The sequence below is a fragment of the Dermabacter hominis NBRC 106157 genome, assembly GCF_001570785.1.
GTDB lineage: Bacteria > Actinomycetota > Actinomycetes > Actinomycetales > Dermabacteraceae > Dermabacter > Dermabacter hominis.
The window spans coordinates 22,244-45,166 of sequence record NZ_BCSI01000006.1; the positions used below are offsets into that span (position 1 = coordinate 22,244).

Consider the following 22,923-nt stretch of genomic DNA (forward strand, 5'->3'; position numbering starts at 1 on the left):
CATGAGTAAGAAGCCTCTGGTCGGTATCGTCATGGGGTCCGATTCGGACTACCCCGTGATGAAAGATGCCGAAGAGCAGCTCGCCCATTTCGGCATCGCCTGCGAGGTCGAGGTCGTGAGCGCTCACCGCATGCCCGAAGACATGGTCGAGTACGGACGGTCCGCGCACGAGCACGGCCTGCGTGCGATCATTGCCGGTGCAGGCGGGGCCGCACACCTGCCGGGAATGCTCGCCGCCCTTACCCCCCTTCCTGTGATTGGCGTTCCTGTTCCGCTGCGGCACCTCGACGGCATGGACTCACTCTTGTCGATCGTGCAAATGCCGAAGGGAGTGCCCGTCGCAACCGTATCGATCGGTGGCGCTGCCAACGCCGGGCTCCTCGCAGCGCGCATTCTGGGTTCCGGAGACTCGGATTTTGCGCGAGAGATCCGCGAAAAAATGGTGAGGTACCAAACAGAATTGCGCGATCTCGCGTACGAAAAAGGCAAAAAGCTGCGGGAGTCCCGCCAACATTACTTTACGGATGGCAAGGTGGAGGTATGAGCACAGAGCGTAACTACCGGCTCGCAGAGGGTGCGGACGTTTCACCTGAGGCGAGTGTCGGCGAAGGCAGCTCAGTCTGGCACTACGCGCAGGTTCGCGAGGGGGCCTCGCTTGGTGAGAATTGCATCATCGGGCGCGGAGCTTATATCGGCTCCGGCGTCACAATGGGGGCGGGGTGCAAAGTGCAAAACTACGCCCTTGTGTATGAACCTGCCGTGCTTGGTGACGGGGTGTTCATCGGGCCCGCAGTCGTCCTTACCAACGATCATTTTCCGCGCGCAGTCAACCCGGATCTGAGCCCGAAGAGCGCGTCCGACTGGGAGCCGGTGGGCGTGACGATCGAAAAGGGCGCCGCTATCGGAGCTCGTTCTGTCTGCGTCGCCCCTGTCACTATCGGTGCCTGGGCGCTTGTGGCCGCGGGCTCGACCGTCGTTAAAGATGTCCCACCGCACGCGCTCGTTGCCGGGGTGCCCGCGAAGCGCATTGGTTGGGTTGGTAGGTCAGGTAAGCCCCTCGCAGCAGACCCCGAAGGCGGCTGGGTGTGTCCCGAGACGGGAGAGCGTTACATCGAAGATAATGAGAGCGGGGGCCTGACCTTGCTCGAGTACGCTGCATAGTTTTACTGATTGACAAGAAGGACATTGCACATGTCAAACAATTTGATTCCCGCCGCCAAACCGATCATCGGTGAGGAGGAGCGCGCAGCGGTTGATCGCGTACTTGCTTCCGGCATGATCGCGCAGGGGCCCGAGGTCGCGGCTTTCGAAAAGGAGTTCTCGAGTGCGCTCGCCGGTGGGCGTGAGTGCGTTGCCGTTAACTCGGGCACGTCGGGTCAGCACCTCGGTCTTCTCGCCTCGGGTATCAAGCCCGGCGACGAGGTTATTGTTCCGTCCTTCACCTTTGCGGCGACCGCTAATGCGGTTGCCGTGATCGGGGCGACGCCTGTTTTCGTCGATATCGATCTCGATACGTTTTGCATGGACCCCGCGCAAATCGAAGCGGCGATTACTGAGCGAACGGTAGCGATTGAGCCCGTGCACCTGTACGGTCACCCGGCTGCGATGGAGCAGATCTGTGAAATCGCGAAGAAGCACAACCTGTGGGTTGGCGAAGATGCCGCGCAGGCCCACGGCGCGACTCTCAACGGCAAGCAGGTCGGTACGTTCGGTCGCTGGGGCATGTTCTCGCTGTACCCGACCAAGAACATGACGTCGGGTGAGGGCGGCATGGTCTCGTGCGAGGATGCCGAGACCGCACGTCGAATCCGCCTGTTCCGTAACCAGGGGATGGAGAAGCAGTACGCAAACGAGGTCGCTGGCTTCAACAACCGAATGACCGACATCCATGCCGCGATTGGCCGTGTTCAGCTCACCAAGCTGGAGGCATGGACGAAGCGCCGCCAGGAGACAGCCGCATTCTTCGATGAACACCTCGAAGGCGTCGTGACGCCCAAGGTGGCCGAAGGAGCGACCCACGTGTACCACCAGTACACGATCCGAATTGATGGCGCCAGCGCAGAGGAGCGCGACCGCTTTGCCCAGGCGCTTCGCGAGGAGTATGCAGTGGGCTGCGGCGTGTACTACCCGACTCCCGTGCACCGCCTTGCCTCGTTTGATCGCCGCGACACTGAGCTCCCCGTGACGGAGAAAGCTGCGCGCGAGGTGCTCTCACTTCCGGTTCATCCGAGTGTGAGTGATGCGGATCGCGAGCGCGTGGTTGAGGCCGTGAATGCCGTTGCGAAAGCGGGTGCCTGATGAGCAAAAATCTTCGCGCTGGCCTTATTGGCCTCGGCATGATGGGCCGCCATCATGCCCGTAATCTCCGCGCTCTCGAAGGTGTTGATCTTGTGGCCGTTGCGGATCCTCAAGGCGATCCGCATGGCGCCGCGCCCGGCTACGAAGTCTTGCCAAATGTCGAAGCCCTTATCGAAGCTGGACTCGACTATTGCGTGGTTGCAGTGCCGACTGCATTTCACCGGGACGTAGCGCTCGCGCTCGCCGAGGCCGGTGTTCACACGCTTGTCGAAAAGCCGCTTGCTTTCGACATCATCGAGGCTGAAGAAATCACCAATGCCTTTGAATCAAAGGGTCTTGTGGGTGCGGTGGGCTATATCGAACGCTATAACCCCGCCCTCCAGGAAATGCGCAAGCGAATCGAAAACGGTCAGCTCGGCGATATTTATCAGATCTCTACCCGGCGCCAGGGGATTTTCCCGGCTCGAATTGCCGATGTCGGGGTAGTGAAAGATCTCGCCACTCACGATCTCGACCTCACGGCATTCGTTTCCCGCTCAAACTTTGCGCAGGTCTCGGCTGTGACGACCGGCAAGTCCGGCCGCGAATACGAGGATATGGTCTCGATTGCGGGCCGCCTCGCCGATGGCACCATTACGAACCATCTCGTAAATTGGCTATCGCCGTTCAAAGAGCGCGTGACTATCGTGACCGGTGAAAAAGGCGCACTCGTTGGCGACACGTTGACCGCAGATCTCACGTTCCATGCGAACGGCGAGACCGTAAACGAATGGGACGCAATTGCATCCTTCCGCGGCGTGAGTGAGGGCGATACCGTTCGCTACGCTCTCAACCGCAAGGAGCCTTTGAGGACCGAACACGAGGCCTTCCGCGACGCTGTACGCGGCGACGCCTCGAACATCGTGACGATGCGCGAAGGCCTTAATACGGTCCGCGCCGTGGAAGCAGTTTTGGACTCGGCGGCGGCAGGTCGCACGGTAGCTTTATAGCACTTTCGGGCCAGGGCCCATGCAGAACACTGGATATGGGTCCTGGTCTCTTAGAAGATTGACTTCATGGCGACGCTCCTCCCTCTTTTTACCTCCTTTGTCTGGCTTTGCGTGCCTGGCTACCTCGCATTGACTGCATTGCGCGCTCGGATTCCTTTTCGACTCGGCGCCGCGCCAGCAGTTAGTGCTGCACTCCTTTCGATCGTAGGGCTGGTGTGTGAACCACTCGGCATTCGGTGGGGCCCAGTGTCGGCAGCGGTGGGAATCTCTTTGGCCATCGCGATTCTTTGGGCGGTCGTGGCAATGGTCGATCCACGTCGCGCGCACAGGGTCCGTGGTGTGAGGTGGGCCGGCAACCAAACTTTGCGCGTCGATGAAGGTTCCGACGAACACGTGCATATGCGAGCCTCCCATGCATTGTGGAGACGAAACCTAGATTTTTGGCCTCTTGTACTTTCAACTTTAGGTGTCATCGTCGTCGCGCTGGTTTACCTACTTCCCATTGCGGGCGGTGGTATGAAGCTGACGTCGATTTCGAGCGCATTTGATGCCGTGTTTCATTACAACGGTGTTGCCTTCATTCGTAGTGAAGGTTCTGCGGCGCCATGGACTGCCCTGCAGTCTATGTACGGTTCCCAGCCGACGTTTTACCCTGTGGGGTTTCATATCATTGCCTCGCTCGTAGCTGGGGCGCCGGTAGTAGCCGCGAACGCGACGATGTTCGTAGCCTTGTGCTTATCTGGATCAGGGTTTGTAAGCCTATGTTGGCTCGTGGTTCCCGAGGGATTTGCGAGACTTCGAAGCGCAATTGTGATTGCGGCACTTATCCCTTCGTGCACGCTATTTTTCTCTATAGCTTCCATGTCACTCTTGACGGGCCTGTGGCCGAATGCCTTTGCTGGTGTGGTGTTTCCAGGGGTTGTGGCCGCAATTCTGAGTGCCTTCACACGGCGTGGAGGTGGAGTTGAGCGAGATTTGCCTTGGGCTCTCTCGTCTTTATTGCCGGCCGTCCTGGCCGTTCTAGGTGGAGTAGCAATCCACACGAGCACAGTTTTTGCAGTGGGGCTTGTCGTGTGGTCTTTGCTTGCTGCTCATGCGGTAGTGACATGGCGGGCAAACCGGGGTCGTGCGATTGCATTGATGGTATTTCTCGCCCTAGCTGTAGCTGGTTTTGAGTTTGTGGGAATGACAACTTTGCGGTCGATGGCACTGACACCGAAGATCGAAATGAATACCGTCGCGAAACTTTTGACACTCATCGCAGATCGCCCACGTATTACGGCTGTTCGCCTTAAAACTTCCTATGTGCTCGGTGTGTACTTTCTCGCCGGAATAGGCATTGTCTTTGGCGTTTTGCGGAGATCCCATTCGCGTATGCGCATAGCGCTCGTCATCATGTTGGGAGTGACATTCATCGTTGCCCTTGGCACCGCGTACTCCTTTCTCCCGCTTTCGTCTCTCGCTAATCCGTGGTATCAAGCTCGGGAGCGAGTACTCCCAATGATGATGACGGCGCTCATCCCGCTTGCCGTCATTGGTGCCTGTCACGCCATTGCGTGGTTGGAGGAGAAAGGACGCATGCTTGGGAGTGCTTTTTTAGCCCTCTTAATCGTCGCGAGTGTTAGTGGAGCGGTGTTGAATGGGACGAGACATGATCGAGTCCCCAAACTCGTCGAGCTTGCCTCGGATTCTTCAGATGGTTATTTTACAAACACAGTGAGCGCAGACGAGAGAGAATTCATCGAAGAAACAGCGTCGCGACTGGATCATGACGCGGTGGTTTTAGGAGATCCCCGTTCGGGCGCATCACTGTACTGGGCTCTTGGCGGCGTAAAGGTGGTATTTCCCCACCTTGGTCGGCCGACGCTCGACCGGGATATTCTGTTGGCAAAGCGTGCGGATGAATTTTCCTCCGACCCTGCTGTTTGTCGCGCTCTCATTGCGCATGGCCCTCGCGTATATTTATATGAAGACCACACTGCCACAAAACGAAAAATAGAATCCCAGGAAGACGTGAAAGAAGGGGACTTTAGGGGGCTAGAAAATTTCCCGGCTGGAAGCCGGACTTTAGTGGCAAAAAGTGGCAACGGAGACTATGAACTCACGGAGCTTAGGGTCAATTGTACCCCGAACCCATGATCGACAATACTGGACCCTGCACGTGCGCCTATGGGGCAGGTAGTCGGCCCATGGGGAGCGTCAAATGTGTTTGGCAATCGACCGATAGGATTGGGTTATGAAGAAAGTACGGGCCACACTCCGCGAGTTGATGCCCTTGTTGCCCTCCGATGCCCGTCGTTTCATTCGGTTTTTCGGAGTCGCCTCGGCAGCACTCGCCCTACTCGATTCGGTCGCGCTCGGCGTTCTGACGGTGATCCTCTCTCGCCTGATGTCCGGGTCCTCGACCATCTACGTTCCGCTACTTGGGAGCACCGATATTCAGAAAGGCGTCTTGCTTCTTCTCGGGGCGGCGGGCACGATGGTATTCAAGGCTGTGCTTAACATTTGGCTGCAGCGCTGGGCCACCTATCGATTCGCCCACTTTGAGCAAGAAATTGGCAAGCGTCTCTTTTTGAGCTATATTCGCGCGCCGTGGACAGAGCGACTCAAGCGATCGTCTGCTGAAGTGGTGCGCATGGTTGATGTAGGTATTGCCAATACGATCTCTGGTGTGATTGTTCCATGGGCGCAAATGCCGACTAATGTGCTTATCTTTTTGGGCTCTCTTTTGGTGATTATACTGATGCAGCCAGCAACAGCCCTAGTAACTTTTCTGTACCTAGGGTCGATTGCAGCCATCATGTATCTGTGGATTTCGCGCCGTTCGTTTGAGTCGGGTAGAGCAAATCGTCTTGCCGGAACTCAGATGGTAGCTATGGTCACCGAAATGATTTCTGCGTTGAAGGAGATCACCCTCCGAGACAAGTCCGACGAAGTCGCTCGTACTGTTTTTGAGTATCAGCGTGAGGCAGCGTTGAGCCGCTCGCATATTCGGTTTCTCGGAGCGGTCCCACGATTCGTGATTGACGTCGCACTTATTGGGGGGGTAGTCCTCATCGGCGCGATCAGCTATCTTCAGGGTGGTTTAACGCATGCAATGGTCTCGGTGGCTGTTTTCGGTATCGGCGGATACAAAATGGTGCCTGCGATAACCTCGATCCAAGCCCTTTCGAACCAAATGAACGCATCTCTGACACATGCTGAGGCCGTTGTCCGTGACATTAAAGATGCTGAGAGGTATAGCCTTACTTCAGAGCGAATTGGAACTGAACCCATCCCCGAAAATCCGCGGACTTTGTCGCTGAGAAATGTTGAGTTCACCTACCCTGGCGCGGACGGACCCGCCCTTTGCGATGTTTCGCTAGATATTCCGATGGGGTCAACGCTTGGAGTGGTGGGCGCTTCAGGGGCGGGCAAGTCGACACTGATTGACATTCTCCTGGGCCTTCTCACTCCGTCATCTGGAGATATCACGCTTGATGGGAGAAGGTTGTCGGATGTTCTCGGCGCGTGGCGAGCACGTGTCGGGTACGTTCCCCAGGACGTCACTATTTTCGACGGAACTATCGCGCAAAATGTTGCATTGACATGGAGCAACGATATTGACGAAGCGAGAGTTCTCGATGCGCTAGAGAAAGCGCAGTTGCTTGAAACAGTGATGAGGCGCAAAGGTGGGATTCATGAGAACGTGGGAGAGAGGGGCATTGCCATTTCGGGCGGCCAGCGCCAACGGTTGGGCATTGCACGAGCGTTGTATGTCCAGCCGCTCGTCCTCGTCCTTGATGAAGCGACCAGCGCGCTAGATACCGCTACCGAAGCGGCAGTGGCAAAGGCGGTGCGAGACCTTCGTGGTGAAGTGACCGTGATCAGCGTAGCTCATCGGCTTTCCACAATCCGCACGTACGATCAAATCGCCTTCATGAAAGAGGGACGAGTCTCCTCGCTGGGGGCCTTTGATGAAGTCGTCGCTGCAGAACCCGATTTCGCCATGCAGGCCACGCTTGCTGGGCTCGTTTCCTCCCGCGAGTGAGCTCCTGGGGTAGTGGGCTACGTGCGGTTTGGTAGAACTTTTTAGCCGAGAAGCGCGCTGAGAGCGGTGTCCCAAGCAGTCATTTGCGCCTCGGCGCTCAATGGTTTCGCTGCTTTGTGTGAGCGCTCTTTCATCATTGCAACTTGTCCCGGGGTAACAGAGCGGATCGCCGCGCGTAAAGATTCGACTCCGAAATCGCTTGCAACAATCCCAAGACCGTGCGCATCGACGACCGCGGCCATCTCCGGCGAAGGGCCAATTATTAGGGCGAGGCGCGCCTGGATAAAATCGTAGATCTTGTTGGGGACGGCCCATGTGGTGTTGAAGTTCACCGGAGGGAGAGAGTATAGGCCGACGTCGTAAGTGTTGAGTGTGCTGACAAGCTCACTGTAAGGGACCGGATCGAGCACACGAACGTTGGCTGTTTTCGACGCGCGTGACTTTAGCTCGCGGAAGTAGTCCGTGGTGTTTTGTGTGAGGTAGAGATCGAGCGTTACACCTTCAATTCCAGCCACAGCATCGATGTGGTTTTCTAGCCCTCGTTCGGCACGGGCGGCGCCGGAGTGCACGAGACGTAAGGGACGTGAGACGGCAGTCGGTCGCAGGCTCGAAGCGTATGGAGCGGCATTGGGCACGACTCCGACATTCTTCAGTCCGAATTGTGCTTCATATTCTCGGGCGATGTGATCTCCAACTGTAGTGACAGATGCCGCTTTGCGAACGTAGGTTCGCACCATCCACTCCATGAACGGCCGGACCCAAAAGTTCCATTTCGGGTATTGGTCGTTTTGGCGGGGAGCATATTCGTGGAGGTCAACATGAACCCCGTTGCGAGGGGCAAGCCACAGGGCAACTCCTGCCGCTTCAAGGTCATTGGCGATGATAGCGTCCACCGTTCCTCGCGGGACATTACGCCGAACCCACGCCACGCCTTCGTTATGCCAGTAGGCCCATGAATACGCACGAAGTCGCAGCGGTTTTCCATCCCACCACCAGGCGCGAACGTCATCTGGCACTTGGAAATGGTGGGTTGCTCCTGCTGGCTTCGGGCCATGGCCGACTGTGGTGATCTCATAACGAGAGGAAAACAGTGAGATCTGCTTGAGGATGCGGGCGTCGGCCACGAGAGGGGAAAATGACAGGATCATCAGGGAAGGCTTCGGCATGTTTTGAGAGTACCAGTGGACATCTTTAGGACCTTGCAAATGCAGTGTGAACATGTCTTGTCCTGTCTCTGCTAAATTCGGAGCATGCGCCCCTGGACAGTTGACGTTCTAATCGCGGTACACGATCCAAACCGACCCGTTGAAAGAGCAATTCGCTCGGTGGTGCGGCAGATTGATGATTGCCGTGTGGATGTAAACGCTCGAGTTCGTGTGCAGCTCATCATCCATAACACTGCTCCGGCTCCAGTTCTTTCGCGTCTTGATTCCGAACTGCAAGCTTGTGTTGACGTACAAGTCTTTGAAGACGGGATTGCTTCACCCGCAGGGCCTTTCAATGCGGGACTCGATTCGTCATCGGCCACTTACGTCGTGACGATGGGGTCGGATGACGCTCTTGAGCCTGGGACGTTGCCAGCCTGGATAGCGCGCGCCCGCAAGACCGAAGCAAACGCGGTAATTGCTTCGCTCAGGACATCTGAGGGGGTTGTGCTTACCCCCTATATGCGCCCGTGCCCGCGGACTTACCTCGATCCGCTTAAGGATGGCCTAGCATATCGGACTGCACCCCTAGGTTTGCTTAGGCGTGAACGACTTGAACAAATTGGGTTTCGATACACGAGTGGCGGGCATCTCAACGGGGAAGACGTGGAACCGGGTCTTCGTTTGTGGTTTACGGGGGAACGAATCGTGTACCCTTACAGATCGCCGTGTTATCGCGTTTTCGAAGATATGGGCGCAAGTCGTGCGACCTCGGCACTTGGTGCGATGGAGCGCGAGGTTGGATTTCTGCCACAGCTTCTGAACCAGGAATGGTTGCGTACCGCACCCCGTGCCGTCCGAGCCGCCGTGGCTGTCAAGATTGCAAGGGCCCAGCTCATCGGAGCTATTGTGCGAAGAGTACAACACGCTCGTGCAGCATCAGATTGGGCAGATTTTGACCGAGAGCTGCCGTTCAACACTCTATGGAACGCGGCCGATGCACACTTCGTAGCTCGCTCGACCCAAGCACTCCAGGCAATTTCTGAAGGAGGGCTCATATCCCTTTCCTGGTGGGAACAAAGGCTTCTGGAGACGAGTGCGTGTGCGATGGATACTCAGACGCTTCTCGATGCTTGGGGCGATCTGCCAAACAGTCGAGGGTTTGCTCGAGTTTTTCCGAGAACGCTTGGGGCCAGCGTGCATAGAACTGCTCGGCCGCGTACGTTCGTTACGCAGCAACTCACTCAACGACTCGGGGTGTTCAAGCACCCCGAACCTCCTGCGGCATGGGTGGAAGCCCAACAAATGCCGAACCGGTGCGCTAACGCCCGTGAATAGCATCCAGGTAGGGAGGCAACACGTCGGCGGAGCGGCGATTTTGGGCAACCCAGTCAATACACTCGCGTACGTGAACCTCGCGAACCGAAGGTCTCAGCGTCGAACGGATTCGAGCGACCGCCTCTGCGACTGACTCCACGACCCACTCGTCTGGATAGATAGAGCGCGCCCCACCGCCCCATCGGGCTGCATCGGGCCAATTGCGCACCACGGGTATACATCCTGCTGCGGCACCCTCAGCTATCGACTCGTGCGTGCCTTCATGCCTAGACGACGATATGATGAAACCTGCCCGATGCATAACTGCAGGCACGTCGTCGCGTTTTCCAAGGACCTCAACTGCGCTCCCTAGTGCAGCGAGACGTTCTTGCAGGGCGCTTATAAAAGCGATTTCTCGTGACTCAGGATCGAGGGGCGGCTCTGGCCCTACAAGCAGCAGCCGCCATTGCGGGTCTTCGTGGCGCAGCGCCTCGAGAACATCGAACGTGAAAAATGGGTCTTTGACGCTGACCGACCAACCAACTTGAAGTAGTGTCTTCTCAAATCCTTCTACTTTTTCTGGGCTGAATTGTTCGTAATTGTGGGGGTTTCTTACTGTTTGAATGCGTTTAGCCTGGTTAAGTCGCGGGGCTTCTGCCCTCACGAGTTCGCGCACCGATGGCGAGATGAAAAGCATGTCATCTACGCGAGTGAACCTCGCCAGTGCCGGATACGGCGTGAACGCTTCAAAGCGGTGAAGACGGCACACGAGTCGCACTTCGCCTAAGTCGAGGAGAGATAACCAGGCAAATGTGTACGTTCCCCACTCTACGAAAAGCGTATCTATTCCGTTGAGTCGTGCCTTCAAGGAGGCGGGGGCGGGAAGGGCAGAGCCATGAAGTGCAAGATGTGCTCTCGCGCGGACCGCGGACCGGTGGGAAGGCCGATCTTGACTAGGGAGTGTGGAGAGATCGAGAATCTCCACTCTCACATCGGGTTGGTCTTTGAGCTGTTCGATGACTCGATTGATGAACGTCCATGAACCGTGACTGACGACGAGTACGCGGGGCCCACCAGGACCGCGTGGGGTTGAGAGGTCTGGTTCAACGAGCATCGTTCGAGCGGTTACGGAATTACGGAACGGTGCGAGAAACACCTCCGGGTCACTCGCCAGAGGTGAGCCGGTAGATCGCATATGCACCGTTGGGTGATATGCGAGCTGTAACGCTGCATCGAAGAATTCGATCGATACGGTGTTCATATGACGCGATCTGGCCGAATCTGCTGAGTTGAGTAGCTGTACAATCGTGCGACAAAGGTCGAGAGGAACCTCCCCTGCTGTGAGAGTAGCCTTAGCCCGGATAAACCTCGCGTATGCGCCGAGACCTCCCGGAACACGCCCGAATACGTTGGTCCAACGCCCGTTCGGCAGTCGCTGAAGGAGAGCTGATACGGCGTGAACAGATCGCTTAGAGAATGACGTGAGGCCAGAAAAATATGGCATACCGCTGCTCCTATCGGCTACGTGGAGGATGGACTCTGGAACTCATTGAGACAAATGCCGAAGCGGCCATAAACCGCAGGGGAGCGATCCGGTGAAGCGCGTATAGCGGATCGGAAGTGATCAGGGTGGAAGGTTTTCCGTGCGCACGACGGGAGCGAGAAAGCCTTGCGAGTTCCGATGCTGGAAGTGCGGGTTCGAGACACCCTTTTATTAATGCTGCTTCTGCACGTGAAAGAACGTTAAGCGTGCGTGGAGCCGAATCTAGAAGAAGACGTGTGAGGGTCGACAGTTCGCTCCGATCGCCATCGAGCCAGTGATGCGTCTCCGGTCTATAGTGGACAGCGCCGAAGACATGGATTCGCAAGAATTTCACTGCAATCTCTCGTCGAACGGATGGAGGAAGAGCGTTGAACCACTCCGACTCGCATGTAGGGCGAACGAAGGCGAGTTGATCTGCCATCGGGCGAATGACATAAGTGACACGGTCGGATGCATCTTCACCAATGACATAGCTGGGTCCCCACCTATCGATAGCGACCCTAGCTTCGGCGAACAACCGAGTCGTGAAAATGACGTCTTCGCCTACTGCAAAGCCAGGATTGAAAGTCAGCTCCAGCTCCCCAATCAAGGATTTTCGAATTAAACCGAGCGGGGCTGATCGATATACAAGCCGATCCTTTCGAAAATCAGCGATACAGTCTCGTCGCCTAAATCGAGCTGGAGGCGTCGGGACGACGCGAGAGGGGGTTCCACGAGAGAGGCGGGTGACGACGACGTCCGCCCCCGTTCGTGCGGCGATCTGTAGCCACGAGTCGACAGTTCCCGGCATAAGGAAATCGTCAGAACCCATAATCGAGACCCATGGGTGTCTGGCCTGGGCAATGCCGTACGTGAAGGGCCCCGATGGTGAGGGAATGCCGTCGTCGAACCGCAGCATCCTCGTACGCTCTCGGTGTTCTGGTCGCAACGTAGCCGCAAGGCGGTCAGGGTCAATCCCATGTGCGATGACTGTGACGTCGGCAACGGCCCCGTTCCCTTCGAGCACACTGGCGACTGCTCGGCCAAGTGGGCGTGCGTCACTGTGGCAGGCAATGACAACTTCCACGCGGGGGTCAAGCAGAGAAATGTCACCCTGCGAGCTTTCAGGGGGGTTATTAAGCACTGTTAGCGCCCTTCAGCTAGCTGTGCCGAGATTGCGGCAATCTTTCGGTCCCATACTGCGATTTGACTTTCGGCGCTGAGGTCGCGGGCATTGGCATGTGAGGCAGACTTGAATTCTGTAACCGTTTCATGTGTAAACCTCTTCAGCATGGCAGATAGTGAGCTGGCATCGAAGGACTCAGCGACATTGCCTAGGTTTTTGCTTTCAACGATAGAACTCATCTCTATGGAGGGGCCGATTGCGAGGGCGAGGCGAGCTTGAATGAAGTCAAAAAATTTGTTGGGGAGGGAATGTTTCTGGTTGAAGCTTACGGGAGGAATCGAGTAGAACCCAATGTCGTAACGGTTGAGGGTGGCAATGAGTTCGTCATACGGTACTGGGTCGAGTATCCGAATGTGGCCGTTACCCGTAGCTGTGGCTAACTCTCGAAGCTCTTTAACGTACGAGGGAGAATTGTGAGTTAGGTAGAGGTCAAAAGTGATTCCGGGAACTCGCGAGGCCGCTTCAATCATGACTTCAATCTCGCGTTCCGGCATCGCGGCTCCAGAATGTACCACTCGGAGGGGGGATCCTGGAGCTGTGGGTTGAGGGGAGAGGCTGTGATACGGGCTCGCATTCGTAACGATGTCGGCGTCGATGCCGAAGTCTTTTCTGTATTCGTTGGCAAGTCCCTCGCAGACGGTTGTCACGGACGGAACTTGCGTGACGTAATGCTTCGTCAAGTAGCAGAAGTAAGGAGCCACGAAGTAGCGCCAGCGTCGGATGTCTTCCTTTTGACGAGGTGAGTATTCATGCAGGTCTGCGTGAATCCGATCAGCCGGAACGAGTGAAAGTGCGAGCGGAACGGATTCAACGTCGTTCGCGATAATTATATCTGGATGAACTGCTGCGAGCGCTTCTGTGCAGTATTCGACCACTTCTTGGTGCCAATACGTCCTTTCGTATTGGCGAATGATGGTGTGAAGCTTATTGAGTCGCCAGGAAAGAAGATTTTCTGGAATAGAGATGTGCTCTGCCACGCTTTCGGGAGCGGGTCCGTATCCACATGTTATGACTCGATATTGCGACGAGAAATGCCTGATCTGCTTGAGGACACGTGCATCTCGTGTGATGGGAGAGAATGAGATTATGAGGAGTGACCGGGGGGAGCTCACAGCTTCGGTTCCTAGGGTTGGTGAATTCGAGGGGTGAATCAGTTTTATCGACCTATTTGGAGGCGAGGGCGCGCATATACGTTGAGTCGTAGTCTCGTGAGACTGTGTCGGAAGAAAATCTGCTACCGATTGTTTCGGAGATTTCTTCGGAGGTAAGGTCGCGGGTGCGCTCGTCTACGTCGAGGATGGCGTCGGCATATACTTCCGGATTTTGTTGAGAAACGAGATGGCCGACCTTCTCTGCGACATACTCGCTCTGCCCGCCGGTGGCGCCAAGCACAACGGGGCGTCCCGCAACAATCGCCTCTGCAGCTGACACGAAAAAATTGTCTGCAAGCGTGGGCCCGAAGAAAATGTCATGACTGCCTAGTTGGCGACGAACCTCTGTGTCGCTGGCTGTACCCGGAAAATGAACGTAGTCAGCGACTCCCAATCGTTCGGAGAGAGTTTTGGAAGATGTAAGTAGGGGGCCTGTCCCAAGCCAGGTGAGGTGAGCTTTGACGCCTCGTGCACGCAAGCACTCAATCGTGCGGATCGCTGTATGCGGATCCTTGCGTTCAATCAAACCTCCGGTCGAAATTAATCTGAGTGAGCCGTCCGATCGAGAGCGACGAGGGTGCAGAGTATGGGGATTCACGATACACGGCACGATATCCACAGGGCGTCCCTTTCGTGCTTGACGGATGGGGCGCGCGAGATAGTCGCAAACAGCTGTGACGATGTCCGGTCCTTGCAGAAGGCTCGTCAGTAAAGGAAGGAAGTGGCGCGCAGACCCGAGCGATTCGGGAGTCGAGAGTGCCGACCAATGCTCCGTATGCACCCATGCTGCATCACGCGGCACCGCCCTGCGAAAGGGAGGAGCAAAGGGGAGCAGCGACGAAAATGCCATGGTGTGAATGACATCCGATCCGGCAAGGGCGGTGGTGAGAACTTTTGCGGCCCTCGCGACAGATAAAGGGGAGCGAGGATTCATCGGTATCCGAAGTGTATCGATTCCCTCCACGACTAGTCGTCGAGTTCCGTCATCATCCTGGTGGGGAACTAGATGGATGGCGCGAATGTCATGAAGTTTGGCGATCGCGTGCAAGTCCCGTACAACAAAGGCCCCTCTAGACGGGGCAACCTTGGTGGGGAACCACGTCGTCACGGCAGTGATCTTCACGGAAGCTCCTGATTTCAGTACCAAAAAGTTGGTCTAGTGCTCGTTAGGATAGCGCCTGGATATATGTGATCATGTCGCACATCGTACAACTCTACAGCCGAGCTCTCATCGGAGGCCCTGATGAAAATCCTATCCGTTGTTGGCGCACGCCCACAGTTTGTCAAACTCGCAGCGATTGCCGATGAAGCCGCGAAGCACGAGGATGTCGAGCACCTCATCATCCATACCGGCCAGCACTACGACGCCGCTATGAGTGACGTGTTTTTCGCCGATCTTAAAATTCCCGCGCCTGACCTGAACCTTGCGGTAGGTTCGGGCAGCCACGGAAGACAAACCGGCGCCATGCTCAGCGCTATGGATGCCGTGCTCGAGGAACACCAGCCCGACTGGACTCTGGTGTATGGAGACACAAACTCCACGCTTGCCGGCACGCTGAGCGCCGTAAAAATGCACCTCAAGGTCGCTCATCTCGAGGCAGGGTTACGCTCATTCAACCGTCGTATGCCAGAGGAACACAATCGCGTGCTCACCGACCATGCCGCGGACCTTCTGCTCGCGCCGACCGAGGTCGCACGCCAGCACCTTGAGAGTGAAGGGCTCGGGTCACGTACGCGCGTCGTTGGCGATGTCATGACTGATGTGTGCCTGCGCGTTGCGAAGGCAGTTGACGGCAGTTCGCTTCACCTTCCCGAGGGGATTGACGCCAACTCGCCGTTCGCCGTTGCCACCATGCACCGTGCCGACAACACAGATGATCCAGATCGACTCAAGGGTCTGATCACTGCGCTCCAAAGTGCTCCGCTTCCAATCGCGCTATTTGCCCACCCGCGGCTCACTGCTAGAGCTGAAGAGCAGGGGCTCACGCTCGCGGGTGGCAACCTTTTTGTGGGGACGCCGCTTCCGTACCCGGATCTCCTCAATGCGGTTTCTCGTGCGAGCGCCGTCGTGACCGATTCTGGTGGCCTCCAGAAAGAGGCATACCTCCTCGGCACTCCCACAACGACGCTCCGCACCGAAACCGAGTGGGTAGAAACGCTCGAAAACCAGTGGAACGTCTTGGTCAAGGAGCCGTCAGACCTTAGCGCCGCACTCCAACGGCCCCGTCCTATTGCCGAGCGCCCCCCTTACTACGGCGACGGGCATGCGGCGCGTACCGTCATCGAGGTGCTGCGTGAGGAGGCATAGCCGCGAGGGTGCTGGGCATGTCGTTCTGGCAACAAGGGTCTTCGTGCCAGAGCCGATTCCCGCGGCGTTTCGCACCCACCAACTCACAAAGGCGCTCGAGCGCGCTGACATTCGCGCTCGGGTGTACACGACTCGCGTCCCCCATCAACCGAGTCGCCAAGAACGAGGCATCACCCGGATCGTTCGCTGGCCCGTCAAACGCGATAAACAGGGCGCTGTACGCGGTTACTTCTCTTACCTGAGTTTCGATGTCCCGCTATTCTTTCGACTCCTTTTGACACGGGACCTCGACGGCATTATCGCCGAACCACCTCCGACGACAGGGCTCGTCGTCGCGTTTGTTGCACGCCTCAAAGGCGTGCCGTATGCCTTTTACGCGGCTGACGTGTGGGCTGATGCGACTGAATCCGTCGAAGGGGTCCCGCGCATTGTCAAACGTGTAGTCCGCTGGATGGAAGAAACCGTGTGGAGGCGCGCGTCGGTTGTGCTTACCATTTCCGACGGCGTCCAGGCACGAATCGAGGAGCGCATCGGAAAACGCCCCTCACTCGAGATGATCGGAAACGGCATCGACACGGATACCTTCACACCGGAAGGGCCGGATGCCGACGAAGAGGGGCCGTACTTCGTGTACGCGGGAACCGTCTCCGAATGGCAGGGTGCGCAGATTCTCGTGGAGGCCTTCGAGAAGGCCCGTGAAAAGCGCACGGATGCGCGCCTCATATTCTTTTCTGAAGGCACCGACCTCGAGGCCCTCAAACGTTTGGTCCGCGAGCGAGGTGTTAAGGGAATCGAGTTTCGCCCGAAGGTTCCCGCGGACGAAGTCGCGAAGCATATGCGCGGCGCCGTTGCTGGTCTGAGCTCGATCACACCCGGGTTAGGGTATGACTTTGCACTGCCTACTAAGATCTATGCGGCCGGTGCGTGTGGTCGGCCAATCATCCACGCCGGGGCCACGAACGCGGCAGCAACAATTCGCATCCGAAACAACGGCCTCGGCTACGCGCCGGGCTATGACACGGAGGCACTTGCGAACGCGATGATCGAGGCCATTGACAGCCATGACAAGGTCGATCGAGCACATTTGCGACAGTGGACCGTCAGCAATGCCTCTCTACAATCTTCGGCGGACCGTGGCGCAGCACGTATCTCACGTATGCTCGCCGATTAAGGCGTAACCATTGTGATCGCCGGGCTCTCATTCGCAGTGGAGCTCGTACAGCGCCGAGTGGCTCGTTGATGCCAGAGGATCCCCAAGATTCGGAAGGCGCCGGACGGTGAGCGGCGCCATGCCGCGTGCATAATTGTAGTAGCGGGCATCAACGTAGACGTAGCCGATCCCCGCATTGGTAAGACGGGCACACGCACCAGGATCTCGCGGATCCCCGATGAGTTCTGGTGTGCGGATGAGCACGGCATCGCTGTCCGTGTATGTTTGGCCAAGTACCCGAAAATGCACGCTCTGTCCGTTTAGTGCCCAAAGGTGGGAGCCACCGGAGAAAGGACTGGCGAGAACCTTCCTGCGTGGATCGAGTCGTCCGTCGAGACTCTTGAGCATCTCGAGTTCTTCCGTATCGAAGAAGCGGTTCCGGTTCGGCATGTCAAGGTCGAGATTGAGAGCTGCGTACGATGCGCGCGCGCCTACGCTCGTGGCCACGAGAGCGAGGGCAATCACCATGGATGCGATCGCGGTGATCATCCGCGCGGTGCGGGGTGTTTGGGGTGCCCGGGCGAACAGAAGGACCCTTTCAATTCCTGCGACTGCGCACAGGATCATCACGAGAGTGACGACCATCGACAGACGATCCTGACCTCGATACCAAAGAGCCGAGAGATTTAGAGGGGAGTCGATCGCGGAATCGAAGTAGAGGACGCCCACGACCAGTGCACACACGACGGGCGACCACGTGCCACGTCGCAAAAACGCGACAATTCCAATCCAGGAGAGAACCCAGACACCTACCCCGATGGCCATGGGCCACACCGTAAGCAGTCCCGTCAAGAGTTCACCGACTCCCTGCCATGCCGGGACGGTGAGGCCGCCTGAAAAATTCTGTATTACTGGTGACGTGCCGGGGAGAAGACATACAGCCACGATGGGAGCCACGCACGCGACTGGAACGCACATGACGAGCGCTCGGTGCCAGGCTCGAACATCAAAATTCCTGACTATTCGGATGGCATCGCATGCAGTCACGACAGACAGGAGAACACAAGCGGCGAAAAGAGCGTTGGGGTGCACGAAAGCGATACCGACAAGCGCTGTTGCCGTGCAGACAGCGGCTGCGAGCCCGCAGCGGATGTCGAGGCTACGGTGCCTCACCTGTCTGAGCAAGGTCTGCCAGCTCGCGACTGCTATTGCAAGCGCCCCCGGTAGGAAGGAGAAGCCCGCGAGGTTCGCGACGGGGGACAAGTGCACCCACTCGCTCAGAGGAACCGACGGCGCCAGCAAGGCCAGGCACGCGGCAGACGTTGGTGCCCACGCGGTGCGGGGCCACAAGATCCTGACGAGAACAGCGATCCCGACTGTCCACGGAACGGTGGCGAGCGTGATGACCGAAGCATTGAGAGCGATGGGTGTCGGAACCCCCGGAATGAGCGCTGCAATATCGTGGAATCCAGCCGGGTAAAACCCTGCCCGGCCATCGGTGTAGCCAAGCGATCCGACGTTGAAAACCGAGCCGTCTCCAGTAGACCGTATGAACTCGATCGCGCCCAAATGGTAGAGCGCGTCCCAGCGCTGAAGGATGGCATCAGGCCCGGGCATCGTATACAGAATAGGGCCGACAGCCGCGAAAGCGCACACGAGGGTAGCCGTCGGAAAGACCCAGCGCGCGGTTGCGGGTGCAAGAGCCCGAGGCGTGGAAAAAAATGAATCTCGGGTGAGCAGGAGGCGAAGGGAACTAAACGCGAGGGCTGCTACCCCGCTCACGAATGCGGCGCTGATGAGGTTCCACTGCTCGTCGAAGCGTGAGCAGACGATCGCGCCCAAGGAAAATACCGCGGCGGTGAGAGCCGGCCCCACGGCAACGGCAAGAAGCCGCGGAACCCGCAGGAGACGCGCGAACACAAAACCGGGCAGGAACGCTAGGGCAAGTGAGCAAGCAACTGCCCCCGCGAACACACACCAAGTGCTCATGAATCGTTCGTGACGTTTAAGGCGTGATTACGGAATGCCTCAGGTTGCTCCGCTTCGTAGACAGCAACTTTCCGTGCAAGCTTCGTCGTCCGCTTTTCCGCGTTCTTCGTGCGCGCCTCCTGGAGAGCCAGGAAGCCGAGAAGCACGACAACGGTGGCGTAGAGCAAGAGGTCGGTGCCACGACCGACGCCCACGAACTGGGCGAGGGCGGTCACTGCGCCGGGAAAGATGACGGCGAGAACCGCGAATACCGCGAATGCAAGAATGAGGAGCCGGCGGATCGCAAGCTGCTTGGCGCCACGTTTAATGAAAAGCCATGCGGTGATTCCGAGAATCCCGAGAATGAGGATGATTTGGATTATTAGTGAGCGACTGTCGAGAACGAGTCCGGTCGGAGAGCTGAGGATGTCGGTCATGAGGCCTTTCCTAGAGTTGAGTTCTCACCGTTGCCTAGCACGAAGCGCGGTGTGCCTACCCAGTTCTCGAACGAGGTAATGTTTCGGCCATCGATGAGAAGTCGCACACCTGGAATCGTTTCGGAAGTGTACTCACGGTATTCAGGGTGATTTGTTTGCACGATCGCGAGATCAGCGCTGTCGCCCTCGTGCCACGCGTCCCAACCGTATTTAGCGAGTTCTTCGTCGCTGTAGAACGGGTCGTGAACACGTACGCGGGCGCCCCGTGCCTCGAGCTCGGCAACGGTCGGGAAGACGCCTGAAAACGCTGTCTCCTTGACCCCGGTTCGGTATGCCGCGCCGAGCACCACCGCGGTGAGCCCCTCAAGTGAACCGAGGATTTCTTCCGCTCGGCCCACGAGCTTGCTCGGAACCGAGGCGTTGAGTTTACGAGCCGTACGAACAGTCTCCGCATTCGGGTCAGTCGAAAGGTAGAGCCGCGGGTATACGGGAATGCAGTGTCCACCCACTGCAATTCCCGGCTGGTGAATATGTGAGTACGGCTGAGAGTTGGATGCGGCAATGACCTTGTAGACGTCGATGCCGTGGTCCTGGCAGAAGAGCGCGAGTTCGTTCGCAAACCCGATGTTGAGGTCTCGGTAGGTTGTCTCGGCGAGTTTGGCGAGCTCGGCGGCTTCTGGGGAGCCGAGGTCCCATACCCCATTCGCGCGTTCGAGGTCGGGGCGTTCGTCGAATTGAAGGACCGCCTCGTACAGCTCGCGACCCTTTGCAGCCCCTTCGGGACTTAGAGCGCCGATGAGTTTCGGGTACTTCCTCAGATCAGCAAAAACTCGCCCGGTGAGGACTCGCTCGGGGGAGTAGACAGCGAAAAAGTCTCGAGATTCCTTAAGGCCCGAAACCTCTTCGAGTACGGGAACGAAACGTGTGCGGGTCGTGCCGACCGGGAGCGTTGTTTCATACGCCACCACGGTGCCGGGGGTGAGGTGTTCGGCGAGCGAACGCGTAGCCGCATCCATGTAGCGGAAGTCCGGCTCCCAGGTTTCCTCGTCTACGAAAACGGGAGCGACAAGCACTACTGCGTCGGCGTCCGGGATGGCATCGGCATAATCGGTCGTGGCGCGAAGCTTTCCAGCCGGTACAAGCTCGGCAAGGCGTTCGGCGAGCTGCTCTTCGCCCGGGAACGGCTCTTTCGCTTCGTTGATAGTCGCGACTTGACGTTCATTCACGTCGACGCCTACTACTTCGTGTCCACTCGCGGCGAACTGCACGGCGAGCGGCAATCCGATCTTTCCAAGTGCCACGACGGCGATCTTCATGAGGTGTGGTCCCTTCGGGGAGTTGAGTCTTTCGGGGCGCTATGCGCTGTTGTCACTACCGACTAGGGTAGCCTTTGCGGTGGCGGTAACGCGTACCCGCGCCAAGAATCGCGCCAAAAATTATCAATTTTCACGAGGTTTTCTGATGACCCTTGGCCCCGGAGCCGACACGACCTGGTTCGTTATCCCCCTGTATAACGAGGGGAAAGTAATTGGCGATGTTATTCGTGCACTGCGCGAAACATACCCGTTGGTCGTGTGTGTTGATGACGGTTCGCATGATGACTCGGCGGTCGAGGCAGAGGATGCAGGTGCCGTAGTCGTGCGACACCCCTACAACATGGGGCAGGGGGCTGCGCTAAAGACCGGTATCGACTACGCGCTTCGGGATCCGTCGATGCAGCAAATCGTCACCTTTGACGCCGATGGGCAACACCAGGTGAGCGATGCCGCGGCGATGATCGAGAAGATGAATGCTGAGAAGGTTGACTGTGTGCTCGGCTCACGATTCCTCGATAGCCGCACGAAGCCGGGCTTTCTCAAGCGCATCGTGCTGCGGATGGCGATCGTCTTCACGAACATCACGAGCGGCGTTCATCTCACCGATACTCACAACGGCCTTCGCGTGCTCAGCCGCCATGCGTGCGAATCCATCTCGATCGAGCAGAATCGTATGGCGCACGCCTCGGAGATCGTCTCGGAAATCGGTCGCAACGATCTCACGTACGCCGAATATCCGGTTCACATTCTCTACACGGATTATTCGAAGTCGAAGGGGCAGCCGCTGCTGAACGCGATCAACATCGTCACGGACCTTCTCTTCAAGTAGAGAAGATGAGCGTCGCTTCGGGCGGCGGTCTCTAGCCTTCGGGCTTCGATTCGGCCGAGCCGTCGGCGATCGATGAGAAGAAGGCGTGCACGTCTTCGTCGTCAACTTTGATGGCGACACCCGAGTGTTTCGTTTTGAAGTTCGGGTCCTCGATCGGCATGGCGAGAACACCTCCAGAGTTGGGGGCTGCTCGCATGACTAGGGCGGCACCCGCGAGGTCAATGAGGCCGGTGTCGTTATCGGTCACGAGGGCTTTCGTTCCCGCGCTTGCGAGATTCACCTGAGTGAGTGGGTTGAGCAGGACGCCAGGTGAGGATGCTCTTTTCATCAGAGCGCTCACGAACTGCTGTTGGCGTTGCTGCCTGCCTATGTCGGCCGTGGGATCGAAATAGCGGGCGCGTACGAACGCGAGGGCTTGCTCACCGCCCACGTCGTGGCAGCCTTTGGCCATCTTGAGACCCGAACGCACGTCATCGACATCGCGGTCGATACAGAGGTTCACTGTGCCGATTGCATTGACGACGTCCTCAACTCCGGAGAAGCCGATCACGACAAAATGATCGATCGTGAGACCCGAGAGTTTCTCAACGGTTTTGACGAGGAGGGGAGCGCCCCCCATCGAGTAGGCGGCGTTGATTTTGTGCGTTCCGTGCTCGGGAATTTCGGCAAGCGTGTCGCGCGGAATGGAGACGAGGTATTGCTTCCCGTTTGGTGCCTTGTGCAACAGCATGAGGGTGTCGGTGCGCTGGGCTCCGCCCTGTTCAATGTCGGCGCCTGCAAGAAGGTAGGTTTCGCCCGGTGTATCGGCCGCTCCGGAGAGCGCGTCCGTGTGCGCGATTTTCGAACTGGCCCACAGCCCGAGGCCAACCGGCCACCCGAGGGCAATAACGAGCATGAGAAGGACGATCGTGCGGGCAAGGCGAAACCCGCGCTTTCGAGACATGCCTTTTCTGCGAACCGGGCCCGAAGGCACTGGGTGCACCGGTGTGGGTTGATGCTGCGCGTGCTGCCCTGGGCTGCCCGATGGCTTCGAATTCAGACGCACCGGAGCCGGCCGGGCAGCATTGCGTACCGCTGGCATTTGACGCGTAGGCGTTTCGGCGGTGGGCTCGCTGTGAACGCCAGACTCTCGTGGACGCGGCGCGGATGGCCGCGTCAGAGGTCGCGCCGACCCGCCCGAGCGGGCGCGCGAATGGCCGGGCCGCGAGCGGCCTGTGCCGGCGTCGCGTGGGAAGTCACCCGTCATCGTGTTCACCTTCAATCGTGTGGGGCGCGGC

General features: G+C 57.8%; 18 protein-coding genes. 9 read left to right on the forward strand and 9 right to left on the reverse strand.

The annotated features are described in order from the left end of the window. The first annotated feature begins 1 nt into the window (after window position 1). The 6 genes from purE (at window position 2) to DEHOM01_RS06895 (ending at window position 7,317) form a co-directional block, all read left to right on the forward strand. Window positions 2–544 (forward strand): 5-(carboxyamino)imidazole ribonucleotide mutase, encoded by a 543-nt coding sequence (purE, locus tag DEHOM01_RS06870; protein WP_061212093.1) that lies wholly within the window; start codon window positions 2–4, stop codon window positions 542–544. Then, window positions 541–1,161: an acyltransferase gene (locus DEHOM01_RS06875; protein ID WP_061212094.1), complete on the forward strand. Its 621-nt coding sequence runs from the start codon at window positions 541–543 to the stop codon at window positions 1,159–1,161. The genes purE and DEHOM01_RS06875 overlap by 4 nt, the downstream gene beginning before the upstream one ends. A gap of 30 nt (window positions 1,162–1,191) precedes the next feature. Next, the gene (locus DEHOM01_RS06880; RefSeq protein WP_061212095.1) at window positions 1,192–2,298 is read left to right on the forward strand and encodes a DegT/DnrJ/EryC1/StrS family aminotransferase; all 1,107 of its coding nucleotides are present in this window, start codon (window positions 1,192–1,194) and stop codon (window positions 2,296–2,298) included. Further along, a complete protein-coding gene (locus DEHOM01_RS06885; protein WP_061212096.1) occupies window positions 2,298–3,287 on the forward strand; it encodes a Gfo/Idh/MocA family protein in 990 nt (329 codons plus the stop codon). Before DEHOM01_RS06880 ends, DEHOM01_RS06885 begins: the two co-directional genes overlap by 1 nt. A 66-nt stretch (window positions 3,288–3,353) precedes the next feature. After that, a complete protein-coding gene (locus DEHOM01_RS09975) occupies window positions 3,354–5,426 on the forward strand; it encodes a DUF6541 family protein (protein WP_150128895.1) in 2,073 nt (690 codons plus the stop codon). Window positions 5,427–5,523: 97 nt separating this feature from the next. Beyond that, entirely contained in the window at window positions 5,524–7,317 is a 1,794-nt protein-coding gene (locus DEHOM01_RS06895; RefSeq protein WP_061212098.1) for an ABC transporter ATP-binding protein, read from the forward strand. A 41-nt stretch (window positions 7,318–7,358) separates the two neighbouring features. On the opposite strand, the gene DEHOM01_RS06900 is transcribed toward DEHOM01_RS06895, so the two are convergent. The 5 genes from DEHOM01_RS06900 to DEHOM01_RS09800 form a co-directional block, all read right to left on the reverse strand. Beyond that, window positions 7,359–8,483, reverse strand: coding sequence for a glycosyltransferase (locus tag DEHOM01_RS06900; RefSeq protein WP_061212099.1), 1,125 nt, complete (start codon window positions 8,481–8,483; stop codon window positions 7,359–7,361). A 1,300-nt stretch (window positions 8,484–9,783) separates the two neighbouring features. Beyond that, complete coding sequence (locus DEHOM01_RS10070) at window positions 9,784–10,476, reverse strand: glycosyltransferase (protein WP_161493616.1); 693 nt, start codon at window positions 10,474–10,476, stop codon at window positions 9,784–9,786. Between the two features lie 817 nt (window positions 10,477–11,293). Further along, window positions 11,294–12,445, reverse strand: coding sequence for a glycosyltransferase (locus tag DEHOM01_RS10360; protein ID WP_150128896.1), 1,152 nt, complete (start codon window positions 12,443–12,445; stop codon window positions 11,294–11,296). Between the two features lie 2 nt (window positions 12,446–12,447). Next, entirely contained in the window at window positions 12,448–13,464 is a 1,017-nt protein-coding gene (locus DEHOM01_RS06905; RefSeq protein ID WP_156468320.1) for a glycosyltransferase family protein, read from the reverse strand. A 187-nt stretch (window positions 13,465–13,651) separates the two neighbouring features. Continuing rightward, window positions 13,652–14,761 carry a glycosyltransferase gene (locus DEHOM01_RS09800; protein ID WP_167346659.1) on the reverse strand — a complete coding sequence of 370 codons (1,110 nt, stop codon included), beginning with the start codon at window positions 14,759–14,761 and terminating at the stop codon, window positions 13,652–13,654. A gap of 120 nt (window positions 14,762–14,881) precedes the next feature. Between DEHOM01_RS09800 and wecB the strand changes: the two genes are divergently transcribed. Both wecB and DEHOM01_RS06920 read left to right on the forward strand, forming a co-directional pair. Then, window positions 14,882–15,946: a non-hydrolyzing UDP-N-acetylglucosamine 2-epimerase gene (wecB, locus tag DEHOM01_RS06915; protein ID WP_061212102.1), complete on the forward strand. Its 1,065-nt coding sequence runs from the start codon at window positions 14,882–14,884 to the stop codon at window positions 15,944–15,946. Window positions 15,947–15,989: 43 nt separating this feature from the next. Then, the gene (locus tag DEHOM01_RS06920; RefSeq protein ID WP_245630677.1) at window positions 15,990–17,117 is read left to right on the forward strand and encodes a glycosyltransferase family 4 protein; all 1,128 of its coding nucleotides are present in this window, start codon (window positions 15,990–15,992) and stop codon (window positions 17,115–17,117) included. A 27-nt stretch (window positions 17,118–17,144) separates the two neighbouring features. On the opposite strand, the gene DEHOM01_RS06925 is transcribed toward DEHOM01_RS06920, so the two are convergent. The 3 genes from DEHOM01_RS06925 to DEHOM01_RS06935 are packed head-to-tail and all read right to left on the reverse strand — an operon-like array spanning window position 17,145 to window position 20,817. Then, a complete protein-coding gene (locus DEHOM01_RS06925; RefSeq protein ID WP_061212104.1) occupies window positions 17,145–19,085 on the reverse strand; it encodes a DUF6541 family protein in 1,941 nt (646 codons plus the stop codon). Next, the gene (locus tag DEHOM01_RS06930) at window positions 19,082–19,501 is read right to left on the reverse strand and encodes a DUF2304 domain-containing protein (RefSeq protein WP_061212105.1); all 420 of its coding nucleotides are present in this window, start codon (window positions 19,499–19,501) and stop codon (window positions 19,082–19,084) included. Before DEHOM01_RS06930 ends, DEHOM01_RS06925 begins: the two co-directional genes overlap by 4 nt. Next, window positions 19,498–20,817 carry a nucleotide sugar dehydrogenase gene (locus DEHOM01_RS06935; RefSeq protein ID WP_061212106.1) on the reverse strand — a complete coding sequence of 440 codons (1,320 nt, stop codon included), beginning with the start codon at window positions 20,815–20,817 and terminating at the stop codon, window positions 19,498–19,500. The genes DEHOM01_RS06930 and DEHOM01_RS06935 overlap by 4 nt, the downstream gene beginning before the upstream one ends. A 145-nt stretch (window positions 20,818–20,962) precedes the next feature. Between DEHOM01_RS06935 and DEHOM01_RS06940 the strand changes: the two genes are divergently transcribed. Beyond that, the gene (locus DEHOM01_RS06940; RefSeq protein WP_061212107.1) at window positions 20,963–21,646 is read left to right on the forward strand and encodes a glycosyltransferase family 2 protein; all 684 of its coding nucleotides are present in this window, start codon (window positions 20,963–20,965) and stop codon (window positions 21,644–21,646) included. Window positions 21,647–21,677: 31 nt separating this feature from the next. Here DEHOM01_RS06940 and DEHOM01_RS06945 read toward each other — a convergent pair whose 3' ends face one another. Then, window positions 21,678–22,589 (reverse strand): LCP family protein, encoded by a 912-nt coding sequence (locus DEHOM01_RS06945; protein ID WP_061212108.1) that lies wholly within the window; start codon window positions 22,587–22,589, stop codon window positions 21,678–21,680. Between the last annotated feature and the right edge of the window lie 334 nt (window positions 22,590–22,923).

What these genes read in the sequence shown, in the direction of transcription:
- purE (WP_061212093.1), top strand. Translation starts at nt 2, where the DNA reads ATGAGTAAGAAGCCTCTGGTCGGTATCGTCATGGGGTCCGATTCGGAC.
- DEHOM01_RS06875 (WP_061212094.1), top strand. Translation starts at nt 541, where the DNA reads ATGAGCACAGAGCGTAACTACCGGCTCGCAGAGGGTGCGGACGTTTCA.
- DEHOM01_RS06880 (WP_061212095.1), top strand. Translation starts at nt 1,192, where the DNA reads ATGTCAAACAATTTGATTCCCGCCGCCAAACCGATCATCGGTGAGGAG.
- DEHOM01_RS06885 (WP_061212096.1), top strand. Translation starts at nt 2,298, where the DNA reads ATGAGCAAAAATCTTCGCGCTGGCCTTATTGGCCTCGGCATGATGGGC.
- DEHOM01_RS09975 (WP_150128895.1), top strand. Translation starts at nt 3,354, where the DNA reads ATGGCGACGCTCCTCCCTCTTTTTACCTCCTTTGTCTGGCTTTGCGTG.
- DEHOM01_RS06895 (WP_061212098.1), top strand. Translation starts at nt 5,524, where the DNA reads ATGAAGAAAGTACGGGCCACACTCCGCGAGTTGATGCCCTTGTTGCCC.
- DEHOM01_RS06900 (WP_061212099.1), bottom strand. Translation starts at nt 8,483, where the DNA reads ATGCCGAAGCCTTCCCTGATGATCCTGTCATTTTCCCCTCTCGTGGCC.
- DEHOM01_RS10070 (WP_161493616.1), bottom strand. Translation starts at nt 10,476, where the DNA reads ATGCTTTTCATCTCGCCATCGGTGCGCGAACTCGTGAGGGCAGAAGCC.
- wecB (WP_061212102.1), top strand. Translation starts at nt 14,882, where the DNA reads ATGAAAATCCTATCCGTTGTTGGCGCACGCCCACAGTTTGTCAAACTC.
- DEHOM01_RS06925 (WP_061212104.1), bottom strand. Translation starts at nt 19,085, where the DNA reads ATGAGCACTTGGTGTGTGTTCGCGGGGGCAGTTGCTTGCTCACTTGCC.
- DEHOM01_RS06930 (WP_061212105.1), bottom strand. Translation starts at nt 19,501, where the DNA reads ATGACCGACATCCTCAGCTCTCCGACCGGACTCGTTCTCGACAGTCGC.
- DEHOM01_RS06935 (WP_061212106.1), bottom strand. Translation starts at nt 20,817, where the DNA reads ATGAAGATCGCCGTCGTGGCACTTGGAAAGATCGGATTGCCGCTCGCC.
- DEHOM01_RS06940 (WP_061212107.1), top strand. Translation starts at nt 20,963, where the DNA reads ATGACCCTTGGCCCCGGAGCCGACACGACCTGGTTCGTTATCCCCCTG.
- DEHOM01_RS06945 (WP_061212108.1), bottom strand. Translation starts at nt 22,589, where the DNA reads ATGTCTCGAAAGCGCGGGTTTCGCCTTGCCCGCACGATCGTCCTTCTC.